Here is a 14838-nt window from a genome sequence, read left to right on the forward strand (position 1 = left end):
GCCTCCTTGGCGTACGTACGGCTCCCGCGGGCGGCGGGAGTGCCCGCGGGGTGCCGCGGGACTGGGGACGAGCCCCCTACAGGTGCGCGAGCTTCTCCAGCACGGGAGCGGCGGCGCGGAGCCGCGCCCACTCGTCTTCGTCGAGGTCCTCCGCCAGACCGGCGAGCCAGGCGTTCCGCTTGCGGCGGCTCTCTTCGAGCATGGCCTCGGCGGTCTCGGTCTGGGTCACCACCTTCTGGCGGCGGTCCTCGGGGTGCGGCTCAAGCCGGACCAGGCCCTTGGCCTCCAGCAGCGCCACGATACGGGTCATCGACGGCGGCTGCACGTGCTCCTTGCGGGCGAGCTCGCCCGGGGTGGCGGAGCCGCAGCGGGCGAGGGTGCCGAGCACCGACATCTCGGTGGGGCTCAGCGACTCGTCGACCCGCTGGTGCTTGAGTCGACGGGACAGGCGCATCACAGCGGAGCGCAAGGCGTTCACGGCGACGGCATCGTCACCATGGGAGAGGTCCGGCATGTTTGTTAGCGTAACTCATTACCCTAGCTAAAGACCACCTGGATTCCCAGAAGTACGAGACTGAACCATTTCGTCACCCGAACGAGTGAGGTGACTTCGGAAAGTGACGCGCCGGACTCGCGCGGCCGAGGACCCTGTCAGGCATGGGATCGCCAGTGCTCAGCCTGCGCATAGACGGTGAGCTGCTCGACCGGCTCCGACAGCACGCGGCCAAAAGAGGAATGAGCGTCCAGGACTATGTGGTCCGGACGCTCATTCGGGACGACTTCGACGAGCGCTTCAAGGCGTCCGTCGAGGAGACAGAGAAGTTCTACGGGGCCGCGTGAGACGCACGGCCTCGTGACCCGCTACAGCCGCTACAGCCGCTACGTCAGGTTCAGCGCCGGCATCAGGTAGTAGAAGGCGAACACCGCCGACACCGCGTACATCGCGACCGGCACCTCGCGGCCCCGCCCGGACGCGAGCCGCAGCACCGTGAAGGTGATGAAGCCCACGCCGATGCCGTTCGTGATCGAGTACGTGAACGGCATCATCAGCATCGTCACGAACGCGGGAATGGCGATCGTGTAGTCCGCCCAGTCGATCTGCCCGATGGACCCGGACAGGATCAGGAAGCCGACCGCGAGCAGCGCGGGCGTGGCCGCCTGGGACGGGACCATCGTGGCGAGCGGCGTGAGGAAGAGCGCGACGGCGAAGAGGCCGCCGGTGACGACGTTCGCGAAGCCCGTGCGGGCGCCCTCGCCGACGCCCGCCGTGGACTCCACGAAGCAGGTGGTGGCGGAGGCGGAGGAGGCGCCGCCCGCGGCGACGGCGATGCCGTCGACGAAGAGGACCTTGTTGATGCCGGGCATGTTGCCGTTGGCGTCGGTGAGCTTGGCCTCGTCGCCGATGCCCATGATCGTGCCCATCGCGTCGAAGAAGCACGACAGCAGCACGGTGAAGACGAAGAGGATGCCGGTCAGGACGCCGACCTTCTCGAAGCCGCCGAACAGGCTGATCTGGCCGACGAGCCCGAAGTCCGGTGCCGAGACGGGGTTGCCGGGCCACTCCGGGCTGGTCAGGCCCCAGGACTGGCCCTTGAGCCCGGCGACGGCGTGGATGATCATCGCGACGACCGTCATGACGACGATGCTGAGCAGGATCGCGCCCGGCACCTTGCGCACGAGGAGCACGAGGGTGAGCAGCACGCCGAGCACGAAGACGAGGACGGGCCAGCCGTTGAGGTGCCCGTCGCCGCCGAGCTGGAGCGGGACAGTGGTGTGCGCGGCGTCCGGGATGCGCGAGACGAAGCCCGCGTCGACGAGGCCGATCAGCATGATGAACAGGCCGATGCCGATCGCGATGCCCTTGCGCAGCCCCAGCGGCACGGCGCTCATCACGCGCTCCCGAAGACCGGTGGCGACGAGCAGCATCACGACGAAGCCCGCGAGGACGACCATGCCCATGGCGTCGGGCCACGACATGCGGGGCGCGAGCTGGAGGGCGACGACGGTGTTGACGCCGAGTCCGGCGGCCAGCGCGATGGGCACGTTGCCGATGACGCCCATGAGGAGCGTGGTGAAGGCGGCGGTCAGCACGGTCGCGGTGACGAGCTGCTTGTTGTCGAGCTGGTGCCCGTACATGTCCTTCGCGCTGCCGAGGATGATCGGGTTCAGCACGACGATGTAAGCCATCGCGAAGAAGGTGGCGAAGCCGCCGCGGACTTCCCTGGCGAGGGTCGAGCCGCGCTCGGTGATCTTGAAGTATTTGTCGATGCCGCCCTGCGGGGGCTGCGGCTGCGGCGTTTTGGCGTCGACCGGGGCGCTGGCCGAGGGAGACATGCGTGACCTCATGAGCTCAGAGAAGGGGAAGATCGTTAACAGCGAATCTTGAGTGCTTTGTTTCTTCATACGAAAGCAATCGGCCATTAACGAGCCGTTTCAGTATGAATACATGAAGCCGAAATCGCTATCTCCGCGCGTAGACCCCTCCAGGGCAACGCGTGCACGAGCCGACGGACCCGCCTCGTAAGCTGTACCCATGGCGAAGTGGACCCCCAAGCACGAGGCGCCGGAGCCCCTGGAGGGCCCCGTGGTCTCCACCATCACCGGTGGCACGATCCTCTGGTTCGTCCTCTTCCTCGTCCAGCTGCCGTTCTACGGCTGGTTCGACGACCGCGACGCGACGTGGTGGGTGTGGACCTGCCTGGCCGGCGCGGGCCTCGGCCTCATCGGCATCTGGTACGTACGCAAGCGCGACGCCGCGATCAAGAGGTCGAAGGTCACACAGCCCCAGTAGTCCGTACAACCAGGGGACGGCACGCGTCCTACCCTGGTCGGATCTTTGGGGCATTCAAGGGGTGAAGCCGCAAGACCCCCCTTACCGTCGAATGCATGACGCATATCGACGCGGGCGCCGAGCTCGACCCGGTCCACCCGGTGCCACCCCCCAAGGGGCGGGCCACCGGCCTGACCTCCGCGGAAGTGGCCGAGCGGGTCGCGCGCGGCGAGGTCAACGACGTACCGGTACGGAGTTCGCGCTCCCTGGGCGAGATCGTCCGGGCCAACGTCTTCACCCGCTTCAACGCGATCATCGGCGTGCTCTGGGTGATCATGCTGTTCGTCGCGCCGATCCAGGACAGCCTCTTCGGCTTCGTGATCGTCGCGAACACCGGCATCGGCATCATCCAGGAGTGGCGCGCCAAGAAGACGCTGGACAGCCTGGCCGTCATCGGCGAGGCCAAACCCACCGTGCGCCGCGACGGACAGGCCGCCGAGATCTCCGCCTCCGAGATCGTCCTCGGCGACCTCGTGGAGCTCGGCCCCGGCGACAAGATCCCCGTCGACGGCGAGGCCGTCGAGACCGACAGCCTCGAAGTCGACGAGTCGCTGCTCACGGGTGAGGCCGACCCCGTCATCAAGAAACCCGGCGACAAGATGATGTCGGGCTCGTTCGTGGTCGCGGGCGGCGGCGCGTTCAAGGCCACCAAGGTCGGCCGCGAGGCCTACGCGGCCCAGCTCGCCGAGGAGGCGAGCCGCTTCACCCTCGTCCACTCCGAACTGCGCACCGGCATCTCCACGATCCTCAAGTACGTGACGTGGCTGATGGTGCCGACCTCCATCGGCCTGGTCATCTCCCAGCTCGTCGTCAAGGACGACAACTTCAAGGAGTCCATCGCCTACACGGTCGGCGGGATCGTCCCCATGATCCCGGAGGGGCTCGTCCTCCTCACCTCCGTGGCCTTCGCGATCGGCGTCATCCGGCTCGGCCGCAAACAGTGCCTGGTGCAGGAGCTCCCCGCCATCGAGGGCCTCGCCCGCGTCGACACGGTCTGCCTCGACAAGACCGGCACCCTCACCGAGGGCGGCATGGACGTCACCGAGCTGCGCCCGCTGGACGGCGCCGACGAGACGTACGTACGCAAGGTCCTCGGCGCCCTCGGCGAGTCCGACCCGCGCCCCAACGCCTCACTCCAGGCGATCATCGACGCCTACCCCGACAGCGAGGAGTGGCGCTGCACGGAGTCGCTGCCCTTTTCCTCCGCCCGCAAGTACAGCGGCGCCTCCTTCAGCGAGGGCGACGGCACCACGTCGACGTGGCTCCTCGGCGCCCCGGACGTGCTCCTGCCCGACGGTGACGCCTCGCTCGCCGAGATCGAGGACCTCAACGAGCAGGGCCTGCGCGTGCTGCTCCTCGCCCGCGCGGACAAGGACCTGGACGCCCCCGACGTGGCATCCGGCACCAAAGCCACCGCCCTCGTCGTCCTGGAACAGCGGCTGCGGCCAGACGCCGCCGACACCCTGCGCTACTTCGAGGAGCAGGACGTCTCCGCGAAGGTCATCTCCGGCGACAACGCCGTCTCGGTGAGCGCCGTCGCGGGCAAGCTCGGCCTGCCCGGCGCCGAGAACACCGTGGACGCGCGCAAGCTGCCCGCCGAGCGGGACGAGATGGGGCAGGCCCTCGACGACAACTCCGTCTTCGGCCGCGTCACCCCGCAGCAGAAGCGCGACATGGTCGGCGCCCTCCAGTCCCGCGGCCACACCGTCGCGATGACGGGCGACGGCGTGAACGACGTCCTGGCCCTCAAGGACGCCGACATCGGCGTCTCGATGGGCTCGGGCTCCGAGGCGACCCGAGCGGTCGCGCAGATCGTGCTCCTCAACAACAGCTTCGCGACGCTGCCGTCCGTCGTCGCCGAGGGCCGCCGCGTCATCGGCAACATCACGCGCGTCGCCACGCTGTTCCTGGTGAAGACCGTCTACTCGGTGATCATCGCGCTGCTCGTCGTCTGCTCGCAGGTCGAGTACATCTTCCTGCCCCGCCACCTGACGCTGCTCTCCACGCTGACGATCGGCGTCCCGGCCTTCTTCCTCGCCCTGGCCCCCAACAAGGAGCGCGCGAAGCCGCACTTCGTCCGCAGGGTCATGCGGTACGCGATTCCGGGCGGCGTCGTCGCGGGTGTCGCCACGTTCGTGACGTATCTGCTGGCCCGGCACCACTACGACGGCGCGGGTGCGCGGGAAGCCGAGACCAGCGCGGCCACGCTGGCGCTGTTCCTGATCGCCATGTGGGTCCTCGCCATCATCGCCCGCCCCTACACGTGGTGGCGGATCGGCCTGATCGGCGCGATGGGTCTCGGCTTCCTGCTCGTGCTGACCGTGCCCTGGCTCCAGGACTTCTTCCAGCTGAAGCTGGTGGGCACGACGATGCCGTGGGCGGCGGTCGCGATCGCGGCGGTGGCCTCACTGGTCATCGAGGTCGTCTACCGCTGGGTGGACCGCCGCTTTCCGGCGTAGGGGGTGGTGCGGCGGCTGCTACTGGACGTCGACGAAGTCGGCGGTCGACGTCACCGACGGGGTCGTCGACGTACCGGCGAAGACGTAACGGAAGTAGCCGTCGGCCGACGCCTTCACCGTGGTCTTCAGGTTGCCCTTGGTGTCGGACTTGACCGTCTTGAGGGTGGTGTAGCTGCTGGCACCCTTCTTCTTGTACTGGAGCTTGACGTCCTGCTTGGTGTAACCGGCGTACTTCGACGTCTCCCAGTTGGCTCGGGTGAGGGCGCCGGTGACCGTCAGGGTCTTGCCCTTCTTGATGGGCTCAGGGGAAGCGTTGGTCGTGAGGCGGGCGGCGCGCTGGACGCGGAGGTCCGTCTTGGCTCCCTCAACGGTGGCCTCGCCCATGCCGCCGGTGCCCACGGTGGCGAAGGCCTTCCAGCCGCCGCCGGCTGCGTCGTTCGAGAAGAGGTCCACCTTCGGGTCGGCGACGACCGTGACGGTGCAGGTCGAGGTGGTCGCGTTCACGACCACGCACTTGCCCTCGAAGTTATCGGGCGAGATGACGCCGTCGGCGTGGTCCTTGTCGGGACCGTGCCAGAGAAAGGCACTGCCCGCGACGATGCCCTCCGGGTCCGTCGCGGTGACGGCGACGGTGAACTTCTTCTTTTCGGTCGTGCCCAGCACGACGTCCTTGCCACCATTGACGGTGATCTTGGTGATCTTGGTGTCGCCGGCGTTGGCGCCGTTGCTGACCTTGGCGGCCTTGGCGACGGAGACGGCGAGCTTCGGGGTGCTAGGGCCGTCGACGGCCGTCGCGGCCGGAACGGCGAGTGCGGAAAGGGCCAGGGTGCCGGACAGTGCGGCCACGGTGGCACGGATGCGCATGTGTTTCCCCAGGTGGAGAAGGGCACCCGCGGAGCGCGAGGCGCGTCACGCGGGTACCGAGTGATCTAGGAGTCTGTTGACTCGGAAGATCAGACTCTCGACAGGGGTGGCTGGTTGTACGCGATGTGAAGAAAATATGACCGCGTTCCGGAATACCACATTCCCCCCACTGACACGGAGGCATCTCGCGGCGGCCACGAAGTCCCTGGCAGCCGCCGTCCCCCAATGGATGGAACTTCCACCACTGAGCAATGCCCTCTTCCTTGATACGAAAGAGGGCATTGACGATGGGTGACAAGACGTGCACATCACTCGGTCAGGAAGAGTTCCCGTTACGAGTGCGCCGGTATCGCAGAACAACCAGGACGATGAGAATTACCTGAGCAATCCCCCAAATGCCCAGTTCGACCGTACCGAATCCAGTCCCGAGAGCGAACAGCAGGATATAGAAAACTGCGAGAATCGCAACTACCTGCAATATTAGAGACTTCACCAGGAATCCCGTGTGTTAGGCACCAGAGCCAGCGATCTTCGTCCTGCCGGTTCCGTAAACCTTCACCTTGGCCCAAGGATAGACGGTGGCGTACTCTCCGTACACGGGAACCTTCAAGTAAACTTTCCGCTTCATCTTAGACGTAGCGGAGGAAGCTGGAACCTTCGACTTAACGTTCGTGACCATCAAATCGGTGTCGACCCCGGACTGTTCATGACTAAAGTCGTCGTAACGCTGACCCCAGGCACGCACCTTGCCGCCCTTGTAATTGAATCTCGCATACGTGTGATACTTGAATATCACGTTATGGAAATAGCTTCGATGGGTGTAAGTGATATGTGTCATCTTCCACCTGCCGCCCGAGACGCGAGCGGCTGACATCCCAGCCCCGCTTGCCGGCTCTTTAGCTCTGCTCGCCGCAAGGGCGTCGGGGTCGACCTCCGTCTCTTCCGGCGTTTCTTGCTCCTCGGCAGGATTACTTTCCTGGGCCCCAGCAGGAGGCTCGATTGCCGCAAGTTCAGCCGCACTGAGCGGCTTACCGGTGACAGGAGATACGGCCTGGCCGTCCTCGGTGATCACCGCTTCCTCAGTCAGCACTTGCATTTGACGAGGATCGGAAACCTCCTTCGCCTGCTCAGGAAATTCTTTCTGCAAGGCATCGAGAAGGTTGTAGTGACGCTTGACTACGGCTTCATTTTCCTCATCAAGATTACTACCCGTCACCGAGATAGCCTTCAGCAATGAAGCAAGACGCGCTTTCTTTACCGGGTCAACGGCCGGCCCGTCGTCCGCAATAGCCGGAGTAAGCGTCACCAAAAGTGCGACGGAAGCCATTGCCGCACCTATGATCGACTTCCGCCCATGACGCATTGAACGCATTGTCCCCCCTATGAAACTTTATTTCGGGTGGTCATCTCCCGAAACCCCGAATGGACCATAAGGCAATGATCGTGGAGTTGCAACTGGCATCAACAACTCGGTCCCGCCGCCAGGTCGGGCTTGAAGGGGAAAACTAGACTGTCGTCGAACGCGTGGATTGTACACACAGGAGTCTGACAGGCATCTCAGGTGTCTATTTCACGCCACGATGGTCAGGCCTTGCCGAAGCAGGAGAACCCGACGTGCCACGGACACGCGCTGCCCGCCTGCACCAAGTCATCCCCGAGAGGAAAAATGGTCGGTTGAGTCAGTTGACCGGCCTGCAGAAGAGACGGAGACATGGTGCGGCACGTGGCAAGACGTGCGCTCAGTCGAACCAGCGGTCCCGCGCCAGTTCCTCCGTGCGGGACGGGTCCTCCAGGAGGGCCGCCACCTCGAAGCGGCGCGGCCACTGGCCCGCCGCCCAGGCCAGGCCCGCCGCGACGCCCTCAAGCGTCGCCGCGTGCACCGCGCCGTCCGGCGTGCGGCGCCAGTCCAGCTCCACGCCCCCGGCGACCAGCTCGTCGTACTCGACGTACGTCTCCGGGGTCCCGTCGCCCAGCAGGATCCGCACCGGCTCGGGAACGTCGTGCTCGACGCCCTCCCCCGACGGCTCCACGGCCGCCGTCTCGCTGAGCCGCCGCACCTGGAACAGCTCCGCCAGGTCCGCCGCCCGGCGCGGCTGCACCGGAAGCAGCGGCACCCCGCCCGCCAGCGGCAGCAGGTCGGGCGCGTCGGCGACCACCGCGTCCGCCGCGTCGACCACCACGACCTCACCGTCCACCACCGCACGCAGCTCGTCCGGGAGCGTGACCTGCTCCGGGTCGAGGTCGGCCAGCGCCCCGTACAGCGCGTGGAGCTGAGCCGCCGAAACGGTCCGCTCCGGGTCCGCGAGCCGGTCGAGCAGCTCGGCCGCGCCGCCCGGCTCCGCCAGCAGGGCGCTCACCGACGTCCGCACACCCAGCGCCCGAAGGACCTGCTCGTCCTCGAACCCGGACGCGTCCGCCGCGTCGTACAGCCCGACGAGCAGCGGATCGCCGCCCTCCGCACGCAGCCCGGCGGGCCTGCGGCCGCCGAGGACCGGGTGCCCGCGCAGCCACCACGCCGTGTACGAACGGACCGTCTCCGTCGTCCCGTCCGGCAGCAGCACCCGCAACGGCTGCGTCAGCGCGTCCCGCAGCGGCGGACGCGACAGCATCGCCAGGGCCTGCGGCCAGCAGTCGTCGTCGACCAGGTCGAGGTCCCGCACGGCGACGATCTCGGTCGCCACGGGCGGCACCGGCGTGTCGGGCAGCCGGTCGAGGACGTCCTCGCACCACACGTCCACGGCGTCCAGCAGACCCGCGTCGTCCGGCTCGGGGAAGTCCCCGTCGCGGGGCTCCAGTTCATCGGGGTCGAGGACGACGTCCGTGGCGCGTACGAGCGCGAACCCGGCGAGCACACCGCACGCGGCGAGCGGCTGCTCGCCCCACCGGTCGGCCAGCTCCTGGTCGGCGAGCGCCAGTTCGTCGTCGCGCATGACCTGCGCGAAGTCGCTGCCGGGCAGCACGAGTTCACCGGCGGGGGCGAGCTCGCCGTCCTCGTCGGGCAGCGCGAGCGCGGCCAGCCACGGCTCGTCGCCGGGCGCGAGGTTCGCGTCCCGTACGAGCGCGAGCACGACGTCCGCCACCTCCTCGGCGTCCAGCGCCTCCTCGTCCCACGTGTCGTCGTCGAGCGAGGCGGCCACGGCGGCACGGACCTGCGGCGTCGTGAGGACGGCGCGGGGTGTGGCGGGCAGCGCGCCCAGCTTCTCCAACAAGGGGTGAGCGGCGTCCGGGTGGGCGATCTTCAGGCCGAGCCGGGCGAGGACGGCGGGGTCCGTGTCAGCACCGAGCCCGCCGTCGACAGGGGTGGGAAGGAGCACCTGACGGGGCCCGATGGTCGTGCGCGCGGCACGCCCGCCGGAGTCCCCCGCGCCGTCCTCGTACCCGTGCTGCGCGGGCGTCGGGCCGCCCGCCAGCGGCACCGGAAGCCCCGAGAGCCGGTCCGGGTCGACCCCGGCGAGCGTGTCGTACAGCCGCCGCCACCAGCCGGGCTCCCGCTCCAGACCCGCGAGCCGGTCCACCGCCTCCGTCAGCGCGATCCGCGCCACGCCCAGCGTGCGCAGTTCGGCGCGGCGCTCCAGACCCGCGGGCAGCAGGCACGGCAGCACCTCGGCGAGGACGCGGACCGTCTCGGCACCGGCGCCCTCGACGACCTCGGCGTCCCGCGGACGCAGCGCCTCGGGCAGCTCGGCCTCGTCGCCCTCCGCACGGGGAAGGGCCGGGGGCAGGAAGGCGGCACGGGGCAGCCGGTCCAGGATGCCCTGGCGCAGCGCGCCGTCCAGCTCGCTCCTGCCGAGCGGCCCCGGCACGAGCGAGATGATGCCCTCGGTGACCGGCCGCCAGTCGGCGAGCAGTTCGACGTACGCGTCCGCGGCCCGCTCCACCAGGAAGTCGGTGAGCGGCCCCGGAGCGGCGTGCCGCCGCGCGGTGTCCAGCGGGAACGAGGCGATGAGCAGCGCCGGTACGCCCAGCGGCTCGTCGCTCGGCGTCGGCGCGTGCACGACGGGGCTGGTGACCGGCCGCTCCGGGGCGCCGTCGGCACCCGTGGGCACGGCCCATGTCACCGACCAGTGCGGGCGCAGCCGCTCCTCGACGGGCCGGTCCTTGAGGAGCCCGGCCTCGATCGGCCCCTGCCTGCTGACGGTGCGCCAGCGGGTCGTGCCGTCGCGGCTGTCCTCGATGACGGTGTACGGGGCCTCGGTGCGGCGGCGCAGTGTGCGCGTCGTCCCGTCCGGGGTCTCGACGCAGACCTCCGCGAGCCCCGGCAGGGCGAGGAGCAGCGCGTCGTCGACGCCGTCGAGCAGGCGCGCCACGAGGTCCTCGGCGGCGGCGTCGCGCAGCGGCAGGATGACGACGGTGTCGTAGCCGTCGGGGGCGGAGCCCTCGGCGGCGAAGGGGAGGCGGAGCAGCGGCACGTGGCCGTCGCGGCGCCGCACCTCGTCCCCGAGCCCCGGGCTGAACCGGGAGGTCTCGGCGGCCAGCGCCCGCGCCTCGGACAGCGACCAGCGGACGCCGCCGGTGCGGCCGACGACGGCGGGCTCGTCGGAGACGGCGAGCACGGCGGCGAAGCCGACGCCGAAGCGGCCGACGGAGCCGGCGGCGGTGCCGGCCTCCTCGGGCGCCCGCTTCGCGGAGGCGCGGAGGGTGGAGAGGGACTCGACGCCCGTGGCGTCGAGGGGGGCGCCGCTGTTGGCCGCGGCGAGGACCCCGCCGCGCAGCGTCAACGCGAGCCGCCCGGGGACGCCCGCGCGGGCGGCGGCGTCCGAGGCGTTCTGCGCGAGCTCGACGACGAGGCGGTCGCGGTAGCCGCCGAGGGCGAGGTCCTCCTCGGCGTTGGCGTCCTCACGGAAACGGGCCGGGGCCGCCGCCCATGCGTCGAGTACTCCGCGGCGGAGGCGGGCGGTGCCGAAGGGATCCGTACCCTCGGCCGCCGGCCGCACGGTCTTGCTCACGGTCGACTGTCTCCTCTGGGGGAAGGGGTGTTGCGGGTCGGGCTGGGCTGGGCGACGTGCTTGCGGGCGAACGCTACCGCGTCCGGGGAGGGGGACCGGGGCGCGGACGGCCCCGGCGAAACCCGCTGTCGACGGGCCCATCAGGTGAGATAGAAAGCGATATGGACACCGCTCAACTCGAACAGCAGCTGGAAGAGACGTTCGACCACGCCGTCGTGCACCACGGCTACGCCAACTACATGCGCGACTACGAGCTCATCATCTACGCGACGGCCGACCCCCGCACCGGCGTGCCCCCGGCCTACCTGCGCCACCTCTTCCAGTACTGCGTCGAGGCCCGCTGCGAGACGTCCGTACTCCCCGAGACCTGGCAGAGATCGCTGGACGACCGTCTCCTGGACCACGAGAACGCCGACCCGGATCTCGGCGGGTACGTCTGGGGCGTGAAGTGCCACGCGATGTACCCGGGAGCGACGCTGGTCCGGGACTCGAAGGCGGCCGAGCGCTGGTCGAAGGAGATCGGGATCGACTTCCACGAGGTGCGCATCGAGACCAACGCGCACGACCTGACCCTGGTCTTCTCCGACCTGGAGGTCAGCGAGGTCCCGGTGGGTTACGCGCCGTTCGTGACGGACTAGCGGGCGGCGGGCTTCTCCGCCCGCTAGGAGTGGCCGAGATCCTCGCCGGGGCCCTCCGCCATGACGGAGCCGGAGTCGGCGCCGGGGCGCAGCGGCAGCACGTCGATACGGGTCTCGTCGAGGACGGGCGGCGCCGGACGCGGCGGCTTCGGCATGACCGCGGCCTCCGAGTGGCCGCCGCAGCCGTACGACAGCGACACGACATGCCCGTCGGCGGGCCCGAACTCATTGCCGCAGATACCGAACGCCTGCCCGAGCGAGCCGCCGATCCGCACGAGGAACCCACAGCTGACGCACGCCGCGGGCGCGGCCTGCGCCATCGGGGTCTTCGCGCCGTACGCCTCGTCCCAGCGGTCCGCCGCGACATGCAGCCCGTACCGCGAAAGGACCCTCGCCCTGCGCATGCCGAGCTCCTCGGCGACCGCGGCGATGGAGCCGCGGGCGGGCGGGACGGGCAGCTCGGCGGGCGGCCCCGCCGTCACCTCGGCGTCCTCCGCCTCGACGAGCTCGGCCATCTCCTGCGACACGATGGAGTTCGGCGGCGGCTCCTCCTCGCCGGAGTACCCGGGCTCGAGCCGCAGGTCCTCCGCGTCGGTCGGCAGCAGGTCGCCGGGACCCATGTCGCCGGGCCGGAGCCGCTCGCTCCACGGCACCCACTCGGGGGCGAGGAGCGCGTCGGGGCCCGGCAGCAGCACGGTCTCGTCGAGGGTGACGACCTTCGCCCGCGAGGCGCGGGCCACGGTCACGGCCCAGCGCCAGCCCCGGTAGCCGAATTCCTTGCACTCGAACAAGTGCGTGACGACGCGGTCGCCCTCGACGACGACCTCGACATGCTCACCGACCACACCGGGCGCGGCGGCCTCCTCGGCCGCGGCACGTGCCAGGCCCACCGCCTCGGCGCAGAGGCGGTCGGGGGTACGCGGGGTGCGCGGGGTACGGCTTCGCGTTGTCGCTGCGCTCACAAGTATCGCTTCTCTCCTACGCCGTCTCACGAGTGCGCCCCCTTCACGCGGGGGTGCGGACGGAGCGGACCAGAGGGCCGCGTCAACGTCCGCGCCCGACGTTCCGGGGCGCACCTACGTCATCCATTCTGCGGGATGACCGAGAGGCGCGCGGCCAAGAACAACCGCTGCAGGCGCGCTACGCACGCTACCTTCTCCTGGCCCCTGGGCCTACACCGACGTACGCCACCGGGCCCCGAGCCGCCTCCGCACCCCACGCCCATACCCCGCCCGGCGCCCCACCGACACCCCCCAAAACCCCCGGCAGGGCCTCCCCGCACGGCGGCACCCGACACGCGGCACCCGGCACCACATCCCTCCCCCGTCGCCGCTCCGCGGCGTTTCCCCCACCCACCCACCCAACGGCGCGAGGCAAACGGGTGGACGGGCGGGGCCCCTGCCTTCGCCTAACGGCGCGGGGTAAACGGGTGGGCGGGCGGGGCCCCTGCCTTCGCCTATCGGTGCGGGGTAAACGGGTGGGTGGGTGGGAAACCCGCCGCGGAGCGGCGAAGCACTCCCACCCGGCGGTGCGGGGCGAGCAACACCTACCCCCCGCCGCGGAGCGGCGGAGAGGGAGCGCCACGGGCTCACAGCCAGGATCCGTACTAGTACAGGCAACAACAGGGCACTATGACGACGTGGCCCCCACCAGGTCGATGTCCGCAGGAACAGAAACCGTCTCGCCGGGCCCGGCGAGACGGACCGCCCGCGCGCTCGGCCGCGCACTCCACTTCCCCTTCACCGGCACCGCCCGCGGCATCCGCAAGGCCACGCACGCCCACGGAGCGGGCGAGTCGGGCCTCGGCAAGCTGATCGAGCTGCACGCCGTGAACGGCGCCGGCGACGTCATGATCACCGTCGCGCTCGCCTCGACCGTGTTCTTCTCCGTGCCGACGGACGAGGCCCGCGGCCGCGTCGCGCTGTACCTGGCGATCACGATGGCGCCGTTCACACTCCTCGCCCCCGTCATCGGCCCGCTCCTGGACCGCCTGCCGCACGGCCGCCGCGCCGCGATGGCGGGCGCGATGCTCGCGCGGGCACTGCTCGCGCTGGTCCTTTCGGGCGCGGTCGTGTCGGGCAGCGTGGAGCTGTACCCGGCGGCGCTGGGCGTGCTGGTCGCATCGAAGGCGTACGGGGTGGTGAGAAGCGCGGTCGTGCCACGCCTTCTGCCGCCGGGGTTCTCCCTGGTCAAGGCGAATTCACGGGTGACACTCGGTGGGCTGCTCGCCACGGCCGTCGCGGCGCCGATGGGGGCCGGGCTACAGGCGGTCGGGCCGCGATGGCCGCTGTTCGGCGCGTTCGTGATCTTCGTCTCGGGGATGTTCCTGTCGTTCTCGCTGCCGCGCAAGGTCGACTCGTCGAAGGGCGAGAGCAAGGCGCTGCTGGCCGCGGACGAGGAGCACCTGCATCTGCACGCCCGCGCGGAGGCGGCGTCCGACACGTCCCGCAAACGGCGCCTCGGCCTGCGTACGGTCGGCCCCGCCGTCACCCACGCCCTGGCCGCGAACGCGTCGCTGCGCTGTCTGTCCGGCTTCCTCATCTTCTTCCTGGCGTTCCTGCTGCGGGAGCATCCGCTCGCGGGGCAGAGCGCGGCGGTGTCGCTCGGCATCGTGGGCGTGTCGGCGGGCGCGGGCAACGCGCTGGGCACGGCCGTCGGCGCCTGGCTGAAGTCGCGGGCCCCGGAACTGATCATCGTGACGGTCGTCGGGGTGGTGCTCGGCGTGGCGATCACGTCCGCGCTGTTCTTCGGTGCGGTGGGCGTCGCGTGTCTCGGCGCGTGCGCGGGCTTCGCGCAGGCGCTCTCCAAACTGTCGCTGGACGCGCTGCTGCAGCGGGACGTCCCGGAGCAGATCCGCACGTCGGCGTTCGCCCGTTCCGAGACGTTGCTCCAGATGGCCTGGGTGGTCGGCGGCGGCATCGGTATCGCGCTGCCGCTGATCGGAACCCTGGGGCTCTCGGTGGCCGCGGGGATCGTCGCGGTGGGCTGGCTGTCGACCGTACGAGGCCTGCTCGCATCGTCCCGCCGAACGGGCCCCCGCCCCCGGGTCCTCTGACCCCGCCCCACCGCGAACGGCACGCCCATGCCCCCCGCGTAACAGC

11 protein-coding genes are annotated in these 14838 nt (G+C 69.9%); 5 read left to right on the forward strand and 6 right to left on the reverse strand.

Translation table 11 applies throughout. The features are described 5' to 3' along the window. Window positions 1-76: 76 nt before the first annotated feature. Window positions 77-514: a MarR family winged helix-turn-helix transcriptional regulator gene (locus tag DEJ49_RS15860; RefSeq protein WP_150184729.1), complete on the reverse strand. Its 438-nt coding sequence runs from the start codon at window positions 512-514 to the stop codon at window positions 77-79. 143 nt (window positions 515-657) lie between these two features. Here DEJ49_RS15860 and DEJ49_RS15865 point away from each other — a divergent pair, with 143 nt between their 5' ends. Beyond that, a complete protein-coding gene (locus DEJ49_RS15865) occupies window positions 658-840 on the forward strand; it encodes a ribbon-helix-helix protein, CopG family (protein ID WP_079075028.1) in 183 nt (60 codons plus the stop codon). Between the two features lie 39 nt (window positions 841-879). Here DEJ49_RS15865 and DEJ49_RS15870 read toward each other — a convergent pair whose 3' ends face one another. Continuing rightward, a complete protein-coding gene (locus DEJ49_RS15870; RefSeq protein ID WP_150184730.1) occupies window positions 880-2334 on the reverse strand; it encodes an NCS2 family permease in 1455 nt (484 codons plus the stop codon). A gap of 199 nt (window positions 2335-2533) precedes the next feature. Here DEJ49_RS15870 and DEJ49_RS15875 point away from each other — a divergent pair, with 199 nt between their 5' ends. Next, a complete protein-coding gene (locus tag DEJ49_RS15875) occupies window positions 2534-2791 on the forward strand; it encodes a DUF2530 domain-containing protein (RefSeq protein WP_055568429.1) in 258 nt (85 codons plus the stop codon). Window positions 2792-2886: 95 nt separating this feature from the next. Next, a complete protein-coding gene (locus tag DEJ49_RS15880) occupies window positions 2887-5289 on the forward strand; it encodes a cation-translocating P-type ATPase (protein WP_150184731.1) in 2403 nt (800 codons plus the stop codon). Between the two features lie 18 nt (window positions 5290-5307). Here DEJ49_RS15880 and DEJ49_RS15885 read toward each other — a convergent pair whose 3' ends face one another. The 3 genes from DEJ49_RS15885 to DEJ49_RS15895 form a co-directional block, all read right to left on the reverse strand. Next, window positions 5308-6153, reverse strand: coding sequence for a calcium-binding protein (locus DEJ49_RS15885; protein WP_150184732.1), 846 nt, complete (start codon window positions 6151-6153; stop codon window positions 5308-5310). A 508-nt stretch (window positions 6154-6661) separates the two neighbouring features. Further along, window positions 6662-7480 carry a hypothetical protein gene (locus tag DEJ49_RS15890; RefSeq protein ID WP_150184733.1) on the reverse strand — a complete coding sequence of 273 codons (819 nt, stop codon included), beginning with the start codon at window positions 7478-7480 and terminating at the stop codon, window positions 6662-6664. Window positions 7481-7892: 412 nt separating this feature from the next. Further along, complete coding sequence (locus tag DEJ49_RS15895) at window positions 7893-11099, reverse strand: sacsin N-terminal ATP-binding-like domain-containing protein (RefSeq protein WP_150184734.1); 3207 nt, start codon at window positions 11097-11099, stop codon at window positions 7893-7895. A gap of 161 nt (window positions 11100-11260) precedes the next feature. Between DEJ49_RS15895 and DEJ49_RS15900 the strand changes: the two genes are divergently transcribed. After that, window positions 11261-11737 (forward strand): hypothetical protein, encoded by a 477-nt coding sequence (locus DEJ49_RS15900; RefSeq protein WP_150184735.1) that lies wholly within the window; start codon window positions 11261-11263, stop codon window positions 11735-11737. A 23-nt stretch (window positions 11738-11760) separates the two neighbouring features. Here the strand turns inward: DEJ49_RS15900 and DEJ49_RS15905 are convergent, their stop codons facing one another. After that, window positions 11761-12699: a DUF3027 domain-containing protein gene (locus tag DEJ49_RS15905; protein WP_150184736.1), complete on the reverse strand. Its 939-nt coding sequence runs from the start codon at window positions 12697-12699 to the stop codon at window positions 11761-11763. Window positions 12700-13394: 695 nt separating this feature from the next. Here DEJ49_RS15905 and DEJ49_RS15915 point away from each other — a divergent pair. Further along, entirely contained in the window at window positions 13395-14792 is a 1398-nt protein-coding gene (locus tag DEJ49_RS15915) for an MFS transporter (RefSeq protein WP_150188268.1), read from the forward strand. The last annotated feature ends 46 nt before the right edge of the window (window positions 14793-14838 follow it).

This window comes from Streptomyces venezuelae, from assembly GCF_008642335.1.
Taxonomy (GTDB): Bacteria; Actinomycetota; Actinomycetes; order Streptomycetales; family Streptomycetaceae; genus Streptomyces; species Streptomyces venezuelae_F.

What these genes read in the sequence shown, in the direction of transcription:
- DEJ49_RS15860 (WP_150184729.1), bottom strand. Translation starts at nt 514, where the DNA reads ATGCCGGACCTCTCCCATGGTGACGATGCCGTCGCCGTGAACGCCTTG.
- DEJ49_RS15865 (WP_079075028.1), top strand. Translation starts at nt 658, where the DNA reads ATGGGATCGCCAGTGCTCAGCCTGCGCATAGACGGTGAGCTGCTCGAC.
- DEJ49_RS15870 (WP_150184730.1), bottom strand. Translation starts at nt 2,334, where the DNA reads ATGTCTCCCTCGGCCAGCGCCCCGGTCGACGCCAAAACGCCGCAGCCG.
- DEJ49_RS15875 (WP_055568429.1), top strand. Translation starts at nt 2,534, where the DNA reads ATGGCGAAGTGGACCCCCAAGCACGAGGCGCCGGAGCCCCTGGAGGGC.
- DEJ49_RS15880 (WP_150184731.1), top strand. Translation starts at nt 2,887, where the DNA reads ATGACGCATATCGACGCGGGCGCCGAGCTCGACCCGGTCCACCCGGTG.
- DEJ49_RS15885 (WP_150184732.1), bottom strand. Translation starts at nt 6,153, where the DNA reads ATGCGCATCCGTGCCACCGTGGCCGCACTGTCCGGCACCCTGGCCCTT.
- DEJ49_RS15890 (WP_150184733.1), bottom strand. Translation starts at nt 7,480, where the DNA reads ATGGCTTCCGTCGCACTTTTGGTGACGCTTACTCCGGCTATTGCGGAC.
- DEJ49_RS15900 (WP_150184735.1), top strand. Translation starts at nt 11,261, where the DNA reads ATGGACACCGCTCAACTCGAACAGCAGCTGGAAGAGACGTTCGACCAC.
- DEJ49_RS15915 (WP_150188268.1), top strand. Translation starts at nt 13,395, where the DNA reads ATGTCCGCAGGAACAGAAACCGTCTCGCCGGGCCCGGCGAGACGGACC.